General features: G+C 43.4%; 16 protein-coding genes. 1 reads left to right on the top strand and 15 read right to left on the bottom strand.

Annotated elements, in window-relative coordinates:
- Positions 1–25: 25 nt before the first annotated feature.
- The 12 genes from smc to BQ4305_RS19445 form a co-directional block, all read right to left on the bottom strand.
- Positions 26–3,589 carry a chromosome segregation protein SMC gene (gene smc, locus BQ4305_RS19500; protein WP_110929388.1) on the bottom strand — a complete coding sequence of 1,188 codons (3,564 nt, stop codon included), beginning with the start codon at positions 3,587–3,589 and terminating at the stop codon, positions 26–28.
- A gap of 26 nt (positions 3,590–3,615) precedes the next feature.
- Positions 3,616–4,353, bottom strand: coding sequence for a ribonuclease III (rnc, locus tag BQ4305_RS19495; protein WP_110929387.1), 738 nt, complete (start codon positions 4,351–4,353; stop codon positions 3,616–3,618).
- A 157-nt stretch (positions 4,354–4,510) separates the two neighbouring features.
- On the bottom strand, positions 4,511–4,744 hold the full coding sequence (gene acpP, locus BQ4305_RS19490) for an acyl carrier protein (RefSeq protein ID WP_110929386.1): 234 nt from the start codon (positions 4,742–4,744) through the stop codon (positions 4,511–4,513).
- A gap of 105 nt (positions 4,745–4,849) precedes the next feature.
- Positions 4,850–5,593, bottom strand: coding sequence for a 3-oxoacyl-[acyl-carrier-protein] reductase (gene fabG, locus BQ4305_RS19485; protein ID WP_110929385.1), 744 nt, complete (start codon positions 5,591–5,593; stop codon positions 4,850–4,852).
- The gene (gene fabD / locus BQ4305_RS19480) at positions 5,593–6,537 is read right to left on the bottom strand and encodes an ACP S-malonyltransferase (protein ID WP_110929384.1); all 945 of its coding nucleotides are present in this window, start codon (positions 6,535–6,537) and stop codon (positions 5,593–5,595) included. The genes fabG and fabD overlap by 1 nt, the downstream gene beginning before the upstream one ends.
- Before the next feature lie 23 nt (positions 6,538–6,560).
- Entirely contained in the window at positions 6,561–7,544 is a 984-nt protein-coding gene (gene plsX, locus BQ4305_RS19475) for a phosphate acyltransferase PlsX (RefSeq protein ID WP_110929383.1), read from the bottom strand.
- A gap of 18 nt (positions 7,545–7,562) precedes the next feature.
- Complete coding sequence (gene fapR / locus BQ4305_RS19470) at positions 7,563–8,120, bottom strand: transcription factor FapR (RefSeq protein ID WP_110929382.1); 558 nt, start codon at positions 8,118–8,120, stop codon at positions 7,563–7,565.
- A gap of 108 nt (positions 8,121–8,228) precedes the next feature.
- A complete protein-coding gene (gene recG / locus BQ4305_RS19465; RefSeq protein WP_110929381.1) occupies positions 8,229–10,274 on the bottom strand; it encodes an ATP-dependent DNA helicase RecG in 2,046 nt (681 codons plus the stop codon).
- A complete protein-coding gene (gene sdaAA / locus BQ4305_RS19460) occupies positions 10,271–11,155 on the bottom strand; it encodes an L-serine ammonia-lyase, iron-sulfur-dependent, subunit alpha (RefSeq protein WP_110929380.1) in 885 nt (294 codons plus the stop codon). The genes recG and sdaAA overlap by 4 nt, the downstream gene beginning before the upstream one ends.
- A 43-nt stretch (positions 11,156–11,198) precedes the next feature.
- Positions 11,199–11,861 (bottom strand): L-serine ammonia-lyase, iron-sulfur-dependent subunit beta, encoded by a 663-nt coding sequence (gene sdaAB, locus BQ4305_RS19455; RefSeq protein ID WP_110929379.1) that lies wholly within the window; start codon positions 11,859–11,861, stop codon positions 11,199–11,201.
- Between the two features lie 175 nt (positions 11,862–12,036).
- On the bottom strand, positions 12,037–13,707 hold the full coding sequence (locus BQ4305_RS19450) for a DAK2 domain-containing protein (protein ID WP_110929378.1): 1,671 nt from the start codon (positions 13,705–13,707) through the stop codon (positions 12,037–12,039).
- Positions 13,708–13,725: 18 nt separating this feature from the next.
- Positions 13,726–14,088, bottom strand: a complete 363-nt coding sequence (locus BQ4305_RS19445; protein ID WP_110929377.1) for an Asp23/Gls24 family envelope stress response protein — start codon at positions 14,086–14,088, stop codon at positions 13,726–13,728.
- A 253-nt stretch (positions 14,089–14,341) separates the two neighbouring features.
- Between BQ4305_RS19445 and rpmB the strand changes: the two genes are divergently transcribed.
- Positions 14,342–14,530 (top strand): 50S ribosomal protein L28, encoded by a 189-nt coding sequence (gene rpmB, locus BQ4305_RS19440; RefSeq protein ID WP_028392895.1) that lies wholly within the window; start codon positions 14,342–14,344, stop codon positions 14,528–14,530.
- A gap of 91 nt (positions 14,531–14,621) precedes the next feature.
- Here the strand turns inward: rpmB and spoVM are convergent, their stop codons facing one another.
- The 3 genes from spoVM to rpe form a co-directional block, all read right to left on the bottom strand.
- Positions 14,622–14,702, bottom strand: a complete 81-nt coding sequence (gene spoVM / locus BQ4305_RS19435; RefSeq protein ID WP_046522178.1) for a stage V sporulation protein SpoVM — start codon at positions 14,700–14,702, stop codon at positions 14,622–14,624.
- A gap of 114 nt (positions 14,703–14,816) precedes the next feature.
- Positions 14,817–15,470 carry a thiamine diphosphokinase gene (locus BQ4305_RS19430; RefSeq protein ID WP_110929702.1) on the bottom strand — a complete coding sequence of 218 codons (654 nt, stop codon included), beginning with the start codon at positions 15,468–15,470 and terminating at the stop codon, positions 14,817–14,819.
- A 70-nt stretch (positions 15,471–15,540) separates the two neighbouring features.
- The gene (rpe, locus tag BQ4305_RS19425) at positions 15,541–16,188 is read right to left on the bottom strand and encodes a ribulose-phosphate 3-epimerase (RefSeq protein WP_110929376.1); all 648 of its coding nucleotides are present in this window, start codon (positions 16,186–16,188) and stop codon (positions 15,541–15,543) included.

Raw genomic sequence — 16,188 nt, 5'->3', positions numbered from 1 at the left:
TCCCACTTCCTTCCATCTATAATGTTTACACTTCTGCAAACTCTTCCGTTTCTTCAAGCCTAACCGATACCAGCTTTGATACACCGGATTCCTGCATAGTGATTCCGTATAATACATCCGCTTCTTCCATTGTTCCTTTTCGATGAGTGATAACGATAAATTGAGTATCCGCACTGAACCTCTTCAAGAATTGGCTGAAACGGTAGACATTCGCTTCATCAAGCGCCGCTTCAACTTCATCCAGTACGCAGAAAGGAACAGGCCGGATCTTCAAAATAGAAAACAGCAAAGCTATGGCCGTAAGGGAACGTTCTCCGCCCGAGAGCAGACTTAGGTTCTGAAGTTTCTTTCCCGGAGGCTGAGCGATAATGTCAACACCTGTATTTAACAAATCATCAGGATCTGTCAGCTTCAGTTCAGCTCTGCCCCCTCCGAATAACTCCTGAAAAACCTTTTCGAACTGTTCTCTGATTGCATAGAATGTATCCTTAAATCTCCGCTTCATTTCACTGTCCATTTCTTCAATAACCTGGAATAAAGTATCTTTTGCCTGCTGAAGATCCTCCTTCTGATTCAGAAGGAAATCATATCTTTCAGAGACCCTCTCATACTCATCAATTGCCCCCAGGTTAACATTGCCTAATTCTTCTATACCGAGTTTAATCAGCTTTACCTTTTTCTTCGCTTCATCATACTCCATCGTCATCGGATACTTTTCTTTGGCTTCTTCAAATGATAAAACATATTCCATTCTTAGATGTTCAAGACGGTTTTCCAGTTCAACATCAAGACGGTTGAGTTTCACTTCCTCATCCTTGACAACCTCAGCCAGGCCTTTGTAAATCCGATTTTCTTCTTTCAAAGAAGATTCAAAGGTTTCCAAGCGTCTCTGCAAATCTTCTTTTTGCTTTTTCTCAGCCGCTATCGTTTCCAACGCTTGGTTCTTTACGGTAAGTTTTTGTCTGGCTGCATCCTCCAGCATCTCTTCTCCGCTGGAACTGCTGCTCATTTCGTTTGTCAAAAGTGAAAGATCTTCCTGATATTCTTTAACTTTTTGTTCTTCTAAAGCAAGGTCTTTTCCAATCCTTTGAACCGTTTCTTTTTGATAAAGAAATTCTTGGCGTTTAGAAGCGAGTGATACCTTCAGCTCGCTCGTTTCTTCTAAGAGACTGTCTTTAGAAGACTGCTGGTTTTGCTTTTGCTCAGTCAGCTCTGCCACTAATTTGTCAATCATCGAAATTTCCTTTTCACAGGAAGCAATAAGCTCTGCCAATTCATTAAGCCGGGCATTCTTTTGCTGCTGTTCCTCCAAAATTTGATTTTTATCCAAATCATAGAGGTGGAGCCGGTCATTAATATTCTTTTCCTGAAGCTCGATATCGCGGAGTTCCGCATTCAGCCTCTGTTCTTCCTGTCTTAGGGATTCACCTGCTGTTTTGGAATGTTCCAGCTCAGCTTCCTGCACAGCCAGAGTGTTTTTCAGCTGTTTAACTCGTTTTTCCAAGCGGGCTGTCTTTTCTTCCATTTCTGCTAACTTTCGTTTCAAATCATCCAGTTCTGATTTCCGCGAAAGAAGCGATGAAGATTTTTGCTTGATGGCACCTCCGGTCATAGAACCGCCGGGATTTACAATATCTCCATCAAGCGTAACAAAACGATAGCGATGCTGAACAAGCTTCGCCAAATCGTTTGCGCCTGCTAAATCAGTGGTGATGATCACATTGCCCAGTAAATTGCCGGCAATGGACGAAAACTTCGGTTCATACTTAATTAATTCGGCACCAGTCCCGATAAAGGCAGAATGGTTCCTTAACGTTTGGAGTTGGGAATGTGATATTTCCCGCGGCTTTATTACGCTTAACGGAAGGAAGGTTGCACGTCCGTGGCGATTCTTCTTAAGGAAAGTGATTGCCTGTCTTGCATGCTCTTCCCTCTCGACAACAATATGCTGGGTGGCTCCGCCAAGAGCTGTTTCAATGGCCGTTTCGTATTCCTTTGGCACTTTAATTAATTCGGCTACAGCACCCTCAATGCCAGACAAAGTGTTTCTTGATTTTAATATTTCTTTGACCCCTTGGAAAAATCCAGAATAGTCCTCTTCCATTTCCTCCAGCATTTCTTTGCGGGACTTAGCCTGCTGAAGGAACTGATAAGCCTTGTAAAGCATGGTCTCTTGATTTTGATACTGTTCCTTGTCTTCCTCGAGTTTCTTTTGCTGAACTCTGAAAGCGGCAATTTGCTCAGACAGCTGAAGACGGTTCTTTTCCAGCAATGCCTGGAACTCCTGTTTTCTCGCTTGAATGGCTTCTCTTTCACTCACATATTTCTGATTTTCTTCATCTAGGCGCGCATTTCTCTGCTCCTGCTGCCCAATTTGCTGAAGTAAGTACTGCTTTTCATTTTTTGCTGTGGCCTGCTTGTTCAGCCATTCAATATAATCGCTTTTATGCAGTTCAATGGCTGATTCGATATCGCCGTTAAAATGATTCAGCATCTTCTGCTTGTCATTCAGCAACTGCTGAAGCTGTTTTACTTCTGCTTCTGTTTCAGCAAGGCGTCTTTCTTCGGCTTGCTTTTCAGCAGAAAGACGGTTAACTTCAGCTGCGCTTTCCTGAATTCCTTTTTCCAGCTGCTGCTTATTTTGAGAAGCGTTTTTCTTTCTTTCCTTTAACACTTCTTTACGGCCTTCCAGTTTTTCCAATTCTTCACTTGCTGATAACAAGTCGTCTTGGAGACCGCTTATAGAAGTATCCAGTTCTCTAATATTCACTCGAATTTCATCAAGGTCTGATTGCTTCTTGGCAATCGATTGGGCCATTTTTTCTTCATCAGCCTGGTGTCTCTCTAATTCATGCGACAGTTTTTCCCATTTCCGATGAAGATCTTCAATCTCATAGACAGTAAGTGCTACTTCTGCTTTTTCCAATTCCTCTTTTTTTTCAAGGAATTCACGTGCAAGTGATGCTTGTATTTTTAAAGGCTCCACTTGACCTTCCAATTCATAGAGGATGTCATTGACACGATTCAAGTTTTCTTGTGTTTCGGAAAGCTTGGATTCAGCCTTCTTTTTTCTTGTTTTGTATTTTAACACCCCGGCTGCTTCTTCAAATATCACCCGTCGTTCTTCTGCTTTATTACTTAAAATTTCTTCGACCTTCCCTTGGCTTATGATAGAAAAGGCCTCACGTCCCAGACCCGAATCCATAAATAGATCAATGATATCCTTAAGCCTGCAAGCCTGTTTGTTAATAAAAAATTCACTTTCACCTGAACGGTATACCCTTCTTGTAACACTCACCTCATGATAGTCGATCGGAAGTGAATTCGTCTCATTGTCAAGAGTCAGTGAAACTTCAGCAAAATTTAAGGATTTCCTAGAATCGCTTCCGGCAAAAATGATATCTTCCATCTTTGAACCGCGAAGAGATTTTGCCGATTGTTCACCTAATACCCACCGTATAGCATCTGTTACATTGCTTTTCCCGCTGCCATTCGGCCCGACAACAGCTGTTACGCCCGGTACAAAATCAATCGAAATCCTTTCTGCAAAAGACTTGAACCCTAGTACATCCAAACGTTTGAGGAACATCATTTTCCTCCTTTCTTACCCAGCATTCATGTTGTTTTCTTTTCTTTTAATGCTTTAAGTGCGCTGGCGGCAGCATGCTGCTCTGCCTCTTTTTTAGATTTTCCTGCTCCCTCTCCGAGCATCTCTCCATTTAATAAGACGGCTGAAACAAATTCACGGTTGTGAGCCGGACCTCTTTCCTCCTGAATCTTATATTGGAGCTGTCCGTTGCCAGACCGCTGAATTAACTCCTGAAGCTGGCTTTTAAAATCCATCACATGAGAAAAAGCACCCTCGTCAATCTTAGGGAATACTGTCTTTGTTAGAAATTGAATCACTTTTTCGAGCCCCTGATCCAAATAAAGCGACCCAATGAAAGCCTCAAAAACATCCGCAAGCATGGCAGGTCTTTCTCTGCCGCCTGTCATTTCTTCTCCTTTTCCCAGAAGAACATATTTGCCGAATGATTCTTTATTGGCGAACTCCACTAATGAAGGTTCACAAACGATGGCTGCCCTTAATTTTGTCAATTCTCCTTCGCTCATCATGGGGTATTTTTCAAACAAGTATCTGGAGACAGTCAGCTCCAGGACAGCGTCACCCAAGAATTCAAGCCTTTCATTATCTTCATACGGCTTGCGGCGATGCTCATTCACATAGGATGAATGTGTAAAAGCCTGCTTCAGTAATTTTTCATTTGTAAATTGAATATTAAGCTGTTCTTGTAATTCTTTAAATTTCATTTCATTCATTGGTGGTCTACGATAATTTCCGTTCCTCCGCATGTTAAAAACCTCCAAAACGGCACTTAACCATTTTTCTTGTATTTTCATTCCAAACATTAGCGAAGATTTGCCAGTGTCCTACATTCTATCATACCTAAATTCAGGCATAAGAGAAAGCTCCGTTCAAATAACGGAGCTTTTCCCAGTACATTTTTAATTACATAACGCTATTTATGTAATTCACAGCATCTCCAACTGTGACGATCTTTTCAGCATCATCATCGGAAATCTCCATATCGAACTCATCTTCAAGTTCCATTACTAATTCCACAACATCTAGGGAATCGGCACCAAGGTCCTCTTTGAATGAAGCCTCAAGTTTCACTTCGGACTCTTCTACATTCAAACGGTCCACTACGATTTTTGTTACTCTTTCTAAAACGTCTGCCACTGTATTCACCTCCCCTCAAGCCATTATAAGATACTTTATCCCAATATTAAAAGCAAAAATAAGAATTAAAGTGTCTTTTTTAAAAATCTCCTAAGTAACAGGAGATTACATAACCATTCCGCCGTCTACATGGAGAGTTTGACCTGTCATATAGGCGCTGGCATCTGATGCAAGGAAGCCAACCACTGATGCCACTTCCTTAGGGCTTCCAAAACGAGACAGAGGAATTTGTCCGAGCATCGCCTGCTGGATGTCATCAGTCAATTTATCCGTCATATCTGTCGTGATAAATCCCGGAGCTACAGCATTAACCGTTATTCCTCTGGAAGCAAGTTCTTTAGCTGTTGATTTTGTCAGTCCAATAACCCCAGCTTTGGCAGCTACATAATTAGCCTGCCCTGGATTTCCGCTGACACCGACAATCGAAGCAATATTAATAATACGGCCGCTTCTTTGTTTCATCATCTGTCTGGTCACTGCTTTAGTGCAAAGGAAAACACCTTTAAGATTAATGTCGATGACATCGTCCCATTCTGTTTCCTTCATTCTCATTAAGAGATTGTCTCTTGTGATTCCGGCATTATTTACTAAAATGTCCAGCTGTCCGAACTCCTCAATCACTTTTTTTGTCATTTCGGCAACCGCATCACTGTCCGCCACATTGCACTGAACAGCAAACGCTTCCCGGCCCATCTCTTTGATTTGATTCACAACCTCATGAGCATGAGCTTCACTGCCTGAATAGTTCACAGCAATGTCCGCTCCCTGACTCGCAAGATAAAGGGCTATTTCACGGCCAATGCCTCTTGATGCCCCAGTCACGAGGGCCTTTTTGCCAGTAAGACTCATTATTTTCCCTCCTTCAGTGCTGCCACTGCCTGTTCCAGGCTTGCCATATCAGAAATAGAAATCGCAGTAAGCGACCTGTCAATTTTACGAATCAATCCGCTCAATACTTTCCCTGGACCAATCTCGATAAAAGTGTCTACGCCAAGAGCCTGCAATTTTTTGACACTGTCTTCCCATAATACCGGAGAATACAGTTGTTCGATTAGTTTTGTCTTGATCTCTTCTGGATCGGTTACCGGTTCTGCCGTAACATTTGAAATAACCGGAACCGCGGCCTTATTAATCGCAATCTCATTAAGCACCGCCTGAAGCTTCTCCGCAGCAGGCTTCATAAGAGAAGAATGGAAAGGACCGCTGACATCAAGCGGAAGCGCACGTTTCGCTCCTTTTTCCTTCGCTTTGGCACTGGCAGCCTGAACGCCGTCTCTGGTACCAGAGATAACAACTTGTCCAGGACAATTTATGTTTGCAAGCTGTACAGACTCTCCAGTTTCCGTTACCTCAGCAGCGATTTCGCTCAGTTCAGATCGATCCATGCCTAAAATAGCCGCCATTGATCCCTGACGGTCCGGCACAGCTGCCTCCATGAATTTCCCTCGTTTATGTACGGCATAGACAGCATCCTCAAACGCTATCGCTCCAGAAGCAGCAAGAGCTGAGTATTCACCAAGACTGTGGCCGGCTGTATAATCCGCTTTTATCCCCGCTGCATCCAGCGACTGAAAAAGACCGTAACTGACGGTCAGCAAAGCTGGCTGTGCATTGTATGTAGCAGTAAGCTCCTCCTGAGGTCCGGTGAACATCAGCTCAGTCAGAGAATAACCCAATTTTTGATCGGCTTTATCGAATAGCTGCTTTCCTTGTTCATTTTGATCATATAAGTCGCGGCCCATACCGACCGTCTGTGATCCCTGTCCAGGAAACACAAAAGCAATTTTACCCATTTAGCTTTTCCCCCTATTTGAATTCATTTCCCTACTGTATCCGCAATTGTAGGCACTACCTCATGAGAAACCATGTCCCTCGTCTGGCGAATGGCATTATAGATTGCATTGGCATCAGAAGAGCCATGTGCTTTAATCACAGGAGCTTTCAAACCAAAAAGGGCTGCACCGCCGTATTCAGAATAGTCCAGCTGATTTTTGATTCCTTTCAGCTCAGGTTTAAGTAAGCCGGCCGCCAGTTTGCTTTTCATGTTACTGAGCAGAGCGGACTTTAACATACTGAAGACCCCCATAGCTGTCCCTTCAATCGTCTTTAAGACCATATTTCCTGTAAAACCGTCGGTCACGATGACATCGGCAGGCCCTTCCAAAAGATCCCTTGCCTCAACATTGCCGATGAATCGAATAGCCTCAGATTGCTGCAAAAGGGCAAATGCCTGTTTAGTCAATTCATTTCCCTTGCTCTCTTCGGTTCCAATATTCAGCAGGCCTACTCTTGGAGCAGAAATCCCTCTCACTTTTTCAGCATAGACCGATCCCATGATTGCGTATTGGAGTAAATGTTCTGGCTTGGCATCTGCATTCGCTCCGACATCCAGCAAAACAAATCCCCTGCCGTCAATTGTGGGCAGAGTAGGAGAAAGCGCCGGCCGATCGATTCCTTCCATTCGTCCGACGACAAACAGCCCAGCTGCCATTAAAGCTCCTGTATTTCCTGAAGAGATGCAGGCATCTGCCTTGCCGTCTGCCACTTGCTGTGCAGCCAGAACCATCGAAGCCTGTTTCTTGCGTCTTACTGCACGGACAGGCTCGTCAGTACCTAAAATTTTTTCATCTGTATGTACAATCGAAATTCTTTCTGTATCAGCTAGATGTTCCTTGATTTCCTTTTCCTTGCCAAACAGGATGACTTCAACATCCGGGAAAGCCGCTACCGCCTTCATAGCACCCAAAACCTGCTCCTTGGGTGCGCGGTCTCCGCCCATTGCATCAATGGCTATCTTCATATTTCTATCCTCCAACTCCTATGAGCGAAACATTTCAAATTCGCCTTTAAAAACTAATTCCTTATCCACGTAGCTGCTGACCTCAACAATTGTGCGGTCATGGGCATGATCGATTTCAGCCACTTTGGCTTTCGCCACTACTCTTTCATTTTCCTTAACAGAACGTGTAAATAAAATAGTAGCCTTTGCCGTCAATGCCAGTTCATCATTGATAACAGCCACGGCGAGTGAATTGGCTTGAGCAAAAAGATGATGGCCCCTCGCTATGCCATTTCTTTTAAAAACATGTTCCTTCGTTATGTCGAGGATGGAAATTGCATTTTCATCCAAGTTAATATCAATCACTTCTCCGATTACTTCATCAAGCGGCAGTGCCCTTATCTCATCACTGAATTTCTTCTCCGCCACATTCTTAATCCTTTCACGGAGCTCAGGGATTGACAATTCAAGGCGGTCAAGCCGGATTGTCTGGACACTTACGGAAAATTTCTCAGCCAGCTCCTCATCTGTGACAAAAGGATTCCCCTTAATTGTTTCGATTAATAAACGCTGGCGGTCCTTCTTGTTTCTTTTCATTTGAAGGTCACCATCCACAGTTTTATGACTAGGTACTAATAGTAGTATATAGAAACAAAAAGCAGATTGCAAGACATTGTCTATTTCTCGCAATCTGCCATTTATGGTTCAATCCAATTTTTCTCCTGAGAAGACGCCGGTTCTTTCCAAATAGTTTCGCAAAGGTCTGTACTCCTCATCCTTCCAAAAACTCTCTGAAGCAATCAGCTTGGCAGCATCATCTCGCGCTACCTCAAGTGCACGATAATCATGAACCATATCCGCCACCTTAAATTCCGGCATTCCGCTTTGCTTTCTTCCAAAGAAATCTCCTGGTCCGCGAAGTTCCAAGTCTTTTTCAGACACAACGAATCCGTCATTCGTCTCTGTCATAATCTTCATTCTTTCCTTGCCATTTTCAGTTTTGGGATCAGCAAGGAGGATACAGTAGGACTGTTCGCTCCCCCTGCCCACACGCCCTCTCAACTGGTGCAGCTGAGCAAGGCCGAAACGTTCAGCGTCATAGATAACCATTACCGTAGCGTTCGGGACATTCACCCCAACCTCGACTACTGTGGTGGAAACAAGAATCTGAGATTCATTGGCACTGAACTGTTTCATCACTTCATCTTTTTCATCAGCCGGCAGGCGGCCATGCATTAATCCGACACGGTAGCGGCCCGCAAAATGATGGGTGAGCATAGAATGAACATCCAGAACATTTTCCAGATCCAGTTTTTCCGATTCTTCGATCAGCGGACAGATTACATAAGCCTGCCGTCCTTTTTGGAGTTCTTTCTCCATAAACGAAAGAATCCTCTCCAGCATCTGATGTTTCGCCCAATAGGTTTCAATCGTTTTCCTGCCTGCAGGCAATTCATTAATAGTAGAAACATCCATCTCCCCGAAAACACTGATTGCCAAAGTTCTTGGTATCGGAGTTGCAGTCATAAAGAGCACATCCGGGTTCTCCCCTTTTTCCCTTAAAACACGGCGCTGCTCAACTCCGAAACGATGCTGTTCATCCGTAATGACAAGACCGAGCTGGTTAAAATTTACATCATCCTGAATCAGCGCATGAGTTCCGATTAAGAGATCAAGACGTCCCTCTTTCAGATCACTTAAAATTTCCCGCCTTTTCTTTCCTTTAATTGAGCTGGTTAATAAAGCTGTTTTTAATCCTGCAGGTTCTAGCAGTTCTTTCAAGGATGCCGCATGCTGTTCAGCCAAGATTTCGGTCGGTACCATTAATGCACCTTGATAGCCTGCCGAAAACGAAGCGAATAAGGCAATCGCTGCCACTACTGTCTTTCCGGACCCTACGTCTCCCTGAAGCAGCCGATTCATTCTGTACGGTGACTTCATATCTGTCAGGATTTCATTAACGACCATTTTTTGCGCCGAAGTAAGGGAGAATGGAAGAGAACTTATCAATTCATTCAATTTGTTCAGTTGATACTTCTGACTCATCCCTTTGGATTGTTCCCGCTGTATTTTTCTTAATGCCTGCATTTTCAGCTGAAAAAAAAGAAATTCTTCATAGACAAACCTCCGTCTTGCCCGCTTAACATCCTGTGCCGAGACAGGAAAATGCATGCTTCTTAAGGCTGGTGCCCGATCAGGAAGTTTATATAATGAAAGAAATTGCTCCGGAAGATTTTCCTCAATCAAATGTCCATAATCGTTAAATGCATTGCCGATATAACGGCGCATCCTTTTAACAGTCAGCGGCGCTTTCACCGAATAAACTGGTTCATACTCATTTTCACTTTGGTAGGCACCTACATGGCATTCCGTTCCATTGATGGTCTGGCGGTTCCGGTCCCATTTTCCAGTGACTGTTACCGTCTCGTTTATCTGCAATTTCGATTTCAGATAAGGCTGATTAAAAAATGTCACAGAAATTAAATAGCGGCCTATCAAAACCTTCACTGTCAGCCTTGATTTCTTTTTCCCAAAATAATTGACAACCGGCAGACTGTGCACCTTACCTTCTACAGTGACACGCTCTTCATGTTCAACTGTTTCTAAATCCTTCAGACGGTAGTCTTCATATCTATAAGGAAGATATTCAAGCAAGTCCTGGACTGTCTCGATCTTCAGTTCCTGCATGAGTGCGGCAGTTTCCTCTCCTATTCCTTTTATAGAGGAAATGGGATCTGTCAAAGCTTTCATCTCGCCTGCTGCGGCTTTCCAAAAATCCTGGCTTCATGCATTCTGCCTGTCGGTGTAGCCGCCAAACCTCCCTCACCTGTCTCTCTGTGCGCAGAAGGCATCGTTTGACCGATTCTGTACATCGCATCAATCACTTCATCACACGGGATTCTGCTTGTTATTCCTGCAAGCGCCATGTCTGCCGCAACCATAGCGTTTGCTGCTCCCATTGCATTCCGTTTTACACATGGTACTTCTACGAGTCCAGCCACAGGATCACAAACAAGCCCAAGCATATTCTTCAGTGTAATGGCCATGGCTTCAGCACTTTGGGCAGGTGTACCCCCGGCCATTTCAACAATCGCTGCTGCCGCCATCCCGGATGCCGACCCCACTTCCGCCTGACAGCCTCCGGCGGCACCTGAAATCGATGCATTATTGGCTACTACAAAACCGAAAGCCCCAGCTGTAAAAAGAAACTCCAGCTTTTGTTCGCGGGTTGGATTCAGCTTTTTTTGTACCGCAAATAACGTTCCAGGCACTACACCTGCAGAGCCGGCAGTAGGTGTTGCACAGATCGTGCCCATCGCTGCATTCACTTCATTCGTTGCGACAGCCTTGCTGACCGCATCTAAAAGCAGTTCCCCTGAAAGCGAATTTCCGCTTTCTATATATTTTTGCATCAGAACCGCATCCCCGCCGGTTAATCCTGATAAAGATTTCACCCCAGCCAGTCCCCGTTCAACGGCCCGTTCCATAACGTCCAGATTATTCCCCATCTGATCCATAATTTCACTTCTTGTTCTGCCGGTAACCCGCATTTCCTGTTCAATCATCAAATGGGATATTTTTTTGTTATTTTCCTGAGCCAGTTTTACCAGCTCAGCTACATTTCGGAACATAGCACTTCTCCTTCCATATATGAAACCGATTGCTCAAAAACTTCTATTCTGCAATTCTTGCAACTTGTGTGATATTAGGCAAAGCGCCAATCTCCTGTAAAATAACATCTTCGATCGTATGATCTACCTCTATAGTCATCAACGCCATTTTCCCCTTTTCTTTTCGGGACACTTCCATCTGCCCAATATTAATTTGATACTTAGCGAGAATATTGGATACACCGGCAATTGCCCCGTACCTATCATCATGAACGACAAGGATCGCGGGATTATGACCGGACAAACGGAGTTTAAAGCCGTTCAATTCCGTAATTTCAATTTTCCCCCCGCCAATCGAAATGCCGACCAGTTCCAGGCTGCCGCTGTCATCTCCTATCGAGACCCTTGCTGTATTAGGATGTTCCGGCACAGCGTCTTCTTCTTTAAAGGTAACCTTAATATTTTTTTCCTTCGCAATCTTTATAGAGTCTTTTATTCTTTCATCAAAGGTATCAAAATCCATTATACCGCCAATGATCGCTACATCGGTAGCATGGCCTTTGTACGTCTTCGCGAAAGAACCGTAAAAAGAAACATCAATCCAGCCAGGCTCTCTGCCGAATAAATTGCGGGCTACTCTCCCAATCCTGGCAGCTCCCGCAGTATGGGAACTGGACGGCCCGATCATGACAGGACCGATGATATCAAAAACGCTTTTATATTTCATGCCTTTCACTCCTTTTATTCATACAGTCCCGGTTGAATGCACATCAGGCCCGCGCAAAAATAAACTGCATAGCCTATTGACCTATGCAGTTTATTCCAATATTAAGGCAGGTGTTCTGCCATTAAAAAAGACAGCACATGACGAAGCACGGCCTCAGTCATGTGAAATATCCTAATTATTCAATTGAGAAAATGAAGGAATACAGCGGCTGCCTGCCGTTGTGTATTTCTACTTCCAGCTCTTCGAATTGTGCTTCACAGAAAGCGGCCAGCTCTTCAACTTCGCTTTCTTCAGCATCTTCACCATAAAAAATGGTCAGAATTTCTGAATCTTCATCAACCATACCTGAAAGCAGTTCCTTGGCCACTTCAAGCTTGTGTTTAGACTTGACTTTGATTTTGCCTTCGTCAAGTCCCATGAAGTCCCCTTTTTCAATAGACAGTCCGTCAATTGACGTATCACGGACAGCATATGTGATCTGACCGGTCTTGACGTACTGAAGTGCATCCTTCATGGACCTTTCATTTTCCTCTTTATCATTGGCCGGATTAAAAGCTAATAATGCAGCCATTCCTTGAGGTACTGTTTTTGTCGGGATTACAATCACGTTTTGATCAAGAACATCCGCTGCCTGCTGTGCAGCCATGATGATATTTTTATTATTCGGAAGAATGATTACATTTTCCGCATTGGCATCATTCACAGCTTTGATAATATCCTCTGTACTTGGATTCATTGTCTGTCCGCCTTCAATGACCACATTAGCGCCTATGCTCTCAAACAGCTCACTTATACCTGATCCCATCGCAACAGAAACAATCCCGTACTCACTTCTTTCTTTTGCAATCGGACCAAGCGGCGTACTCGTATCCCCTACAATTGCGGAATGCTGTTCGCGCATATTATCAATCTTTAATTTAATAAGACTGCCGTATTGCTGTCCATAATTCAGACAGTTTCCCGGCTGTTCGGAATGAATATGCACTTTGACGATTTCTTCATCGGAAATCACAAGAAGAGAGTCTCCGTATTCACTTAAGTCCTTACGGAAAGTATCTTCATCAAAAGGTTTCTCTGCAATCTTATCTTTTTCAAGCCTGACCATAAATTCTGTGCAATAGCCAAACTTAATATCTTCTGTATTAATATGTTCTTGAACATTCATATGATGTTCCGCGTTCACTAAATCATCCATGCTCGGAGCATTTTTCGAGCGCGCAGGAAGAGCCTCGCCTTTGAGTTCCGCAAGGAAGCCTTCATAGACCAGTACAAGTCCCTGACCGCCGCTGTCAACCACTCCCACTTCTTTGAGGACAGGCAATAAATCAGGAGTCCGTTTGAGAGAAGCATTGGCTTCTGTCACTATATCTTCCATAACCTGAACTAAGTCATCATTTTTCCTGGCAGAAAGAATGGCCTGCTTTGCAGCGTCCTTCGCTACTGTCAGGATCGTTCCCTCAACAGGCTTCATGACCGCTTTATAGGCTGTTTGGACACCTGCTTCAAAGGCCTCTGAAAATTCTTTGCTGTCTATTTCAGACTTATTCTCTATAGCCTTTGCAAATCCTCGGAACAATTGAGAAAGGATCACACCTGAATTCCCGCGGGCGCCCATAAGCAGTCCCCTTGATAAGGACATCCCTACTTTACCAATATGCTCCTGAACATTATGCTGAACTTCCTTAGCCCCGGAAGTCATGGATAGATTCATATTTGTTCCAGTATCGCCATCCGGAACAGGGAAGACGTTCAATGCATCGACCATTTGGGCATTGGAAGCCAGATGGTTCGCACCCTGGATGATCATTTCTGCAAAACGTTTTCCATTTAAACTTGTAATTGACACTAAACTTTCCTCCTATACTTAAGGGTTCGTAACACGAACTCCCTGGACAAAAACATTGACGGATTCAACAACCAACCCGACCGTTTTATCCAGTGTGTATTTCACCTTTGATTGCACATTATGGGCAACTTCAGAAATCTTCGTTCCATAGCTGACAATGATGAACATATCAATATGCACTTCATCATTTTCCTGCCGAACAATAACACCTTTCGAAAAGTTCTCACGACGAAGTATTTCTGCTATGCCGTCCTTCAATTGTTTTTTGGAAGCCATTCCGACAATTCCATAGCAATCGACGGCTGCACCGCCAGCTACAGTTGCGATCACATCATTCGAGATATCGATTTGTCCATATTTTGTATGTAATTCAATAGACATTTTCATTTCCCTCCCAAAAAATCAATTCAACTAAACACATTCTACTATAATGTAACCTGTTTTAAAAGTAATAGTCCTGCAGTACTTATTATAATTCATTTTCCAAGAAGGTATGTCAAGGTTTTTTTCTTGAAAGTAATTAACTGAAGTGTTGCATTCTCATCGCATCTATGATAAATTATTAAGGTATTTTAAATGAGACTTAAGGTTAATATTGTAACTTAAGCTTGCTGTAGTTAGGAGGGAATATAATATGGCACGTCAATGTGTGATCACTGGAAGAAAAACCCGTTCTGGTAACAAACGCTCCCACGCAATGAACGCTAACAAGCGTACATGGGGCGCTAACCTTCAAAAAGTACGTATTTTAGTTGATGGTAAACCGAAACGCGTATATGTTTCTGCAAGAGCCCTTAAATCAGGCAAAGTAGAGCGCGTATAATGGTTCAAGGGCATCCCTATCGGATGCCTTTTTATTTTGGCCAATCAAAAAAAATAACATCCTCGACATGAGGATGTTATGGATTATGGATTCATCCTTTTTTAAACGCTCCCAGCATAGCTCTTACCAAGCCGCCCAAAACCTTCGGCAATTTTATGGTATAGAATTTCATCATGCGCCTCCTCTGAATATTCCGCGGTCAAGTCAGCGGAATTTACTTCATAGTCATGTAAAGCTTAATAGCGAATGAAGGATTAATAAGTCCTCTTCGGCTAAAGCATGAATGTTAATCACTGCTTCTTATCACCATTAATATGCCTTCCGAAAAGGAAACATTCCCCCTATCAGAAATAAGTTGATTGCTGACCGTCAGAGTAGAGCCTCTTTCCACATCTGCTTTTTCAAGCGGATATTTAAAACCTCTTAAAGTGATTCCTTTTACAATATTGGTCACAGGGAGAAGGGAGAAATAAGGCAAATATTCTTCCTTTTCAAAGGTATAGGTTCCTGGCGTTTTGATCGTATACAGGTTTTGCCGGTCTGCGATATATATTTTCAATTGCCGGTTTAGCTCAAGTATATCCCTTCTCTGAAGAAGCTGAAGGTTTCCCAGGAAATGGTCGATTCTCCCGCCCGTTGCTCCTAATATAAAAATTTCCTCGGGTTTCAGGCCGATCGACCAATTCAGAGCCAATTCCAAATCCGTTTCATCTTTTTCAGGGGGATAAATATGAATATCTCCAATCATCTCCGTGATAACTGTTAATTCTGTGTCTGTAATAGAATCAAAATCTCCAAAGGCTGCTTTTGGGGAGATTCCCGACTTAACCAATTCAATTACACCTCTGTCCACACCAATCCATAAATCAGCTTTCTTTTTATACTCATTCAGGGACGGATATAATTCAGGTGGCCCCCCTGCCATAATACCAATGATCAAATGTTTCACCGCCTGTTGTTTTAATAAGAAAAATCCGCCCGTCAGAATGGACGGAAACGGATTTCTTAATTTAGTGGCCGCGCAATTTTTTGATGGCCGTTTTTCGATCTTTTTCATTATATATAGCGGAACCCGCTACCAAAACTGTAGCTCCCTGTTCTTTACACAGGCTGGCCGTTTCTTCGTTTACTCCGCCGTCTACCTCGATTTCAAGAGCAGGATTATATTGTTCTGCCATTTTCTTTAATTGAGATATTTTAGGCAGGACTGAATGAATAAATTTTTGACCGCCAAATCCGGGGTTAACCGTCATTAAAAGGACCATATCCAAATCCACAATAATATGCTGCAGGACAGATACCGGTGTAGCTGGATTAAGAACAGCACCGGCTTTAATCCCCTTAGATTTTATTAATTGAACGGTCCGGTGAAGATGGGTGCACGCTTCTGCATGCACAGTAATATAATCAGCGCCTGCTTCTGCAAAGACCTCAATATAGCGGTCCGGATTCTCAATCATCAGGTGGACATCGAGCGGCAGCTTCGTAATCGGCCGAATCGCTTTAACAATCAGCGGACCTATCGTGATGTTTGGTACAAAGTGTCCGTCCATCACATCTATATGAATATAGTCGGCACCGCCTTTTTCAACATCAAGTACCTCTTCTCCCAATCTTGCAAAATCCGCTGACAAAATGGATGGAGCTATTTTAACCAT

Source organism: Bacillus massiliglaciei, assembly GCF_900098925.1.
In the GTDB taxonomy this organism is placed as follows: domain Bacteria; phylum Bacillota; class Bacilli; order Bacillales; family DSM-1321; genus Peribacillus; species Peribacillus massiliglaciei.
Note: the sequence above shows the minus strand (reverse complement) of the source record. Positions and strands in the feature narration are given on the sequence as shown.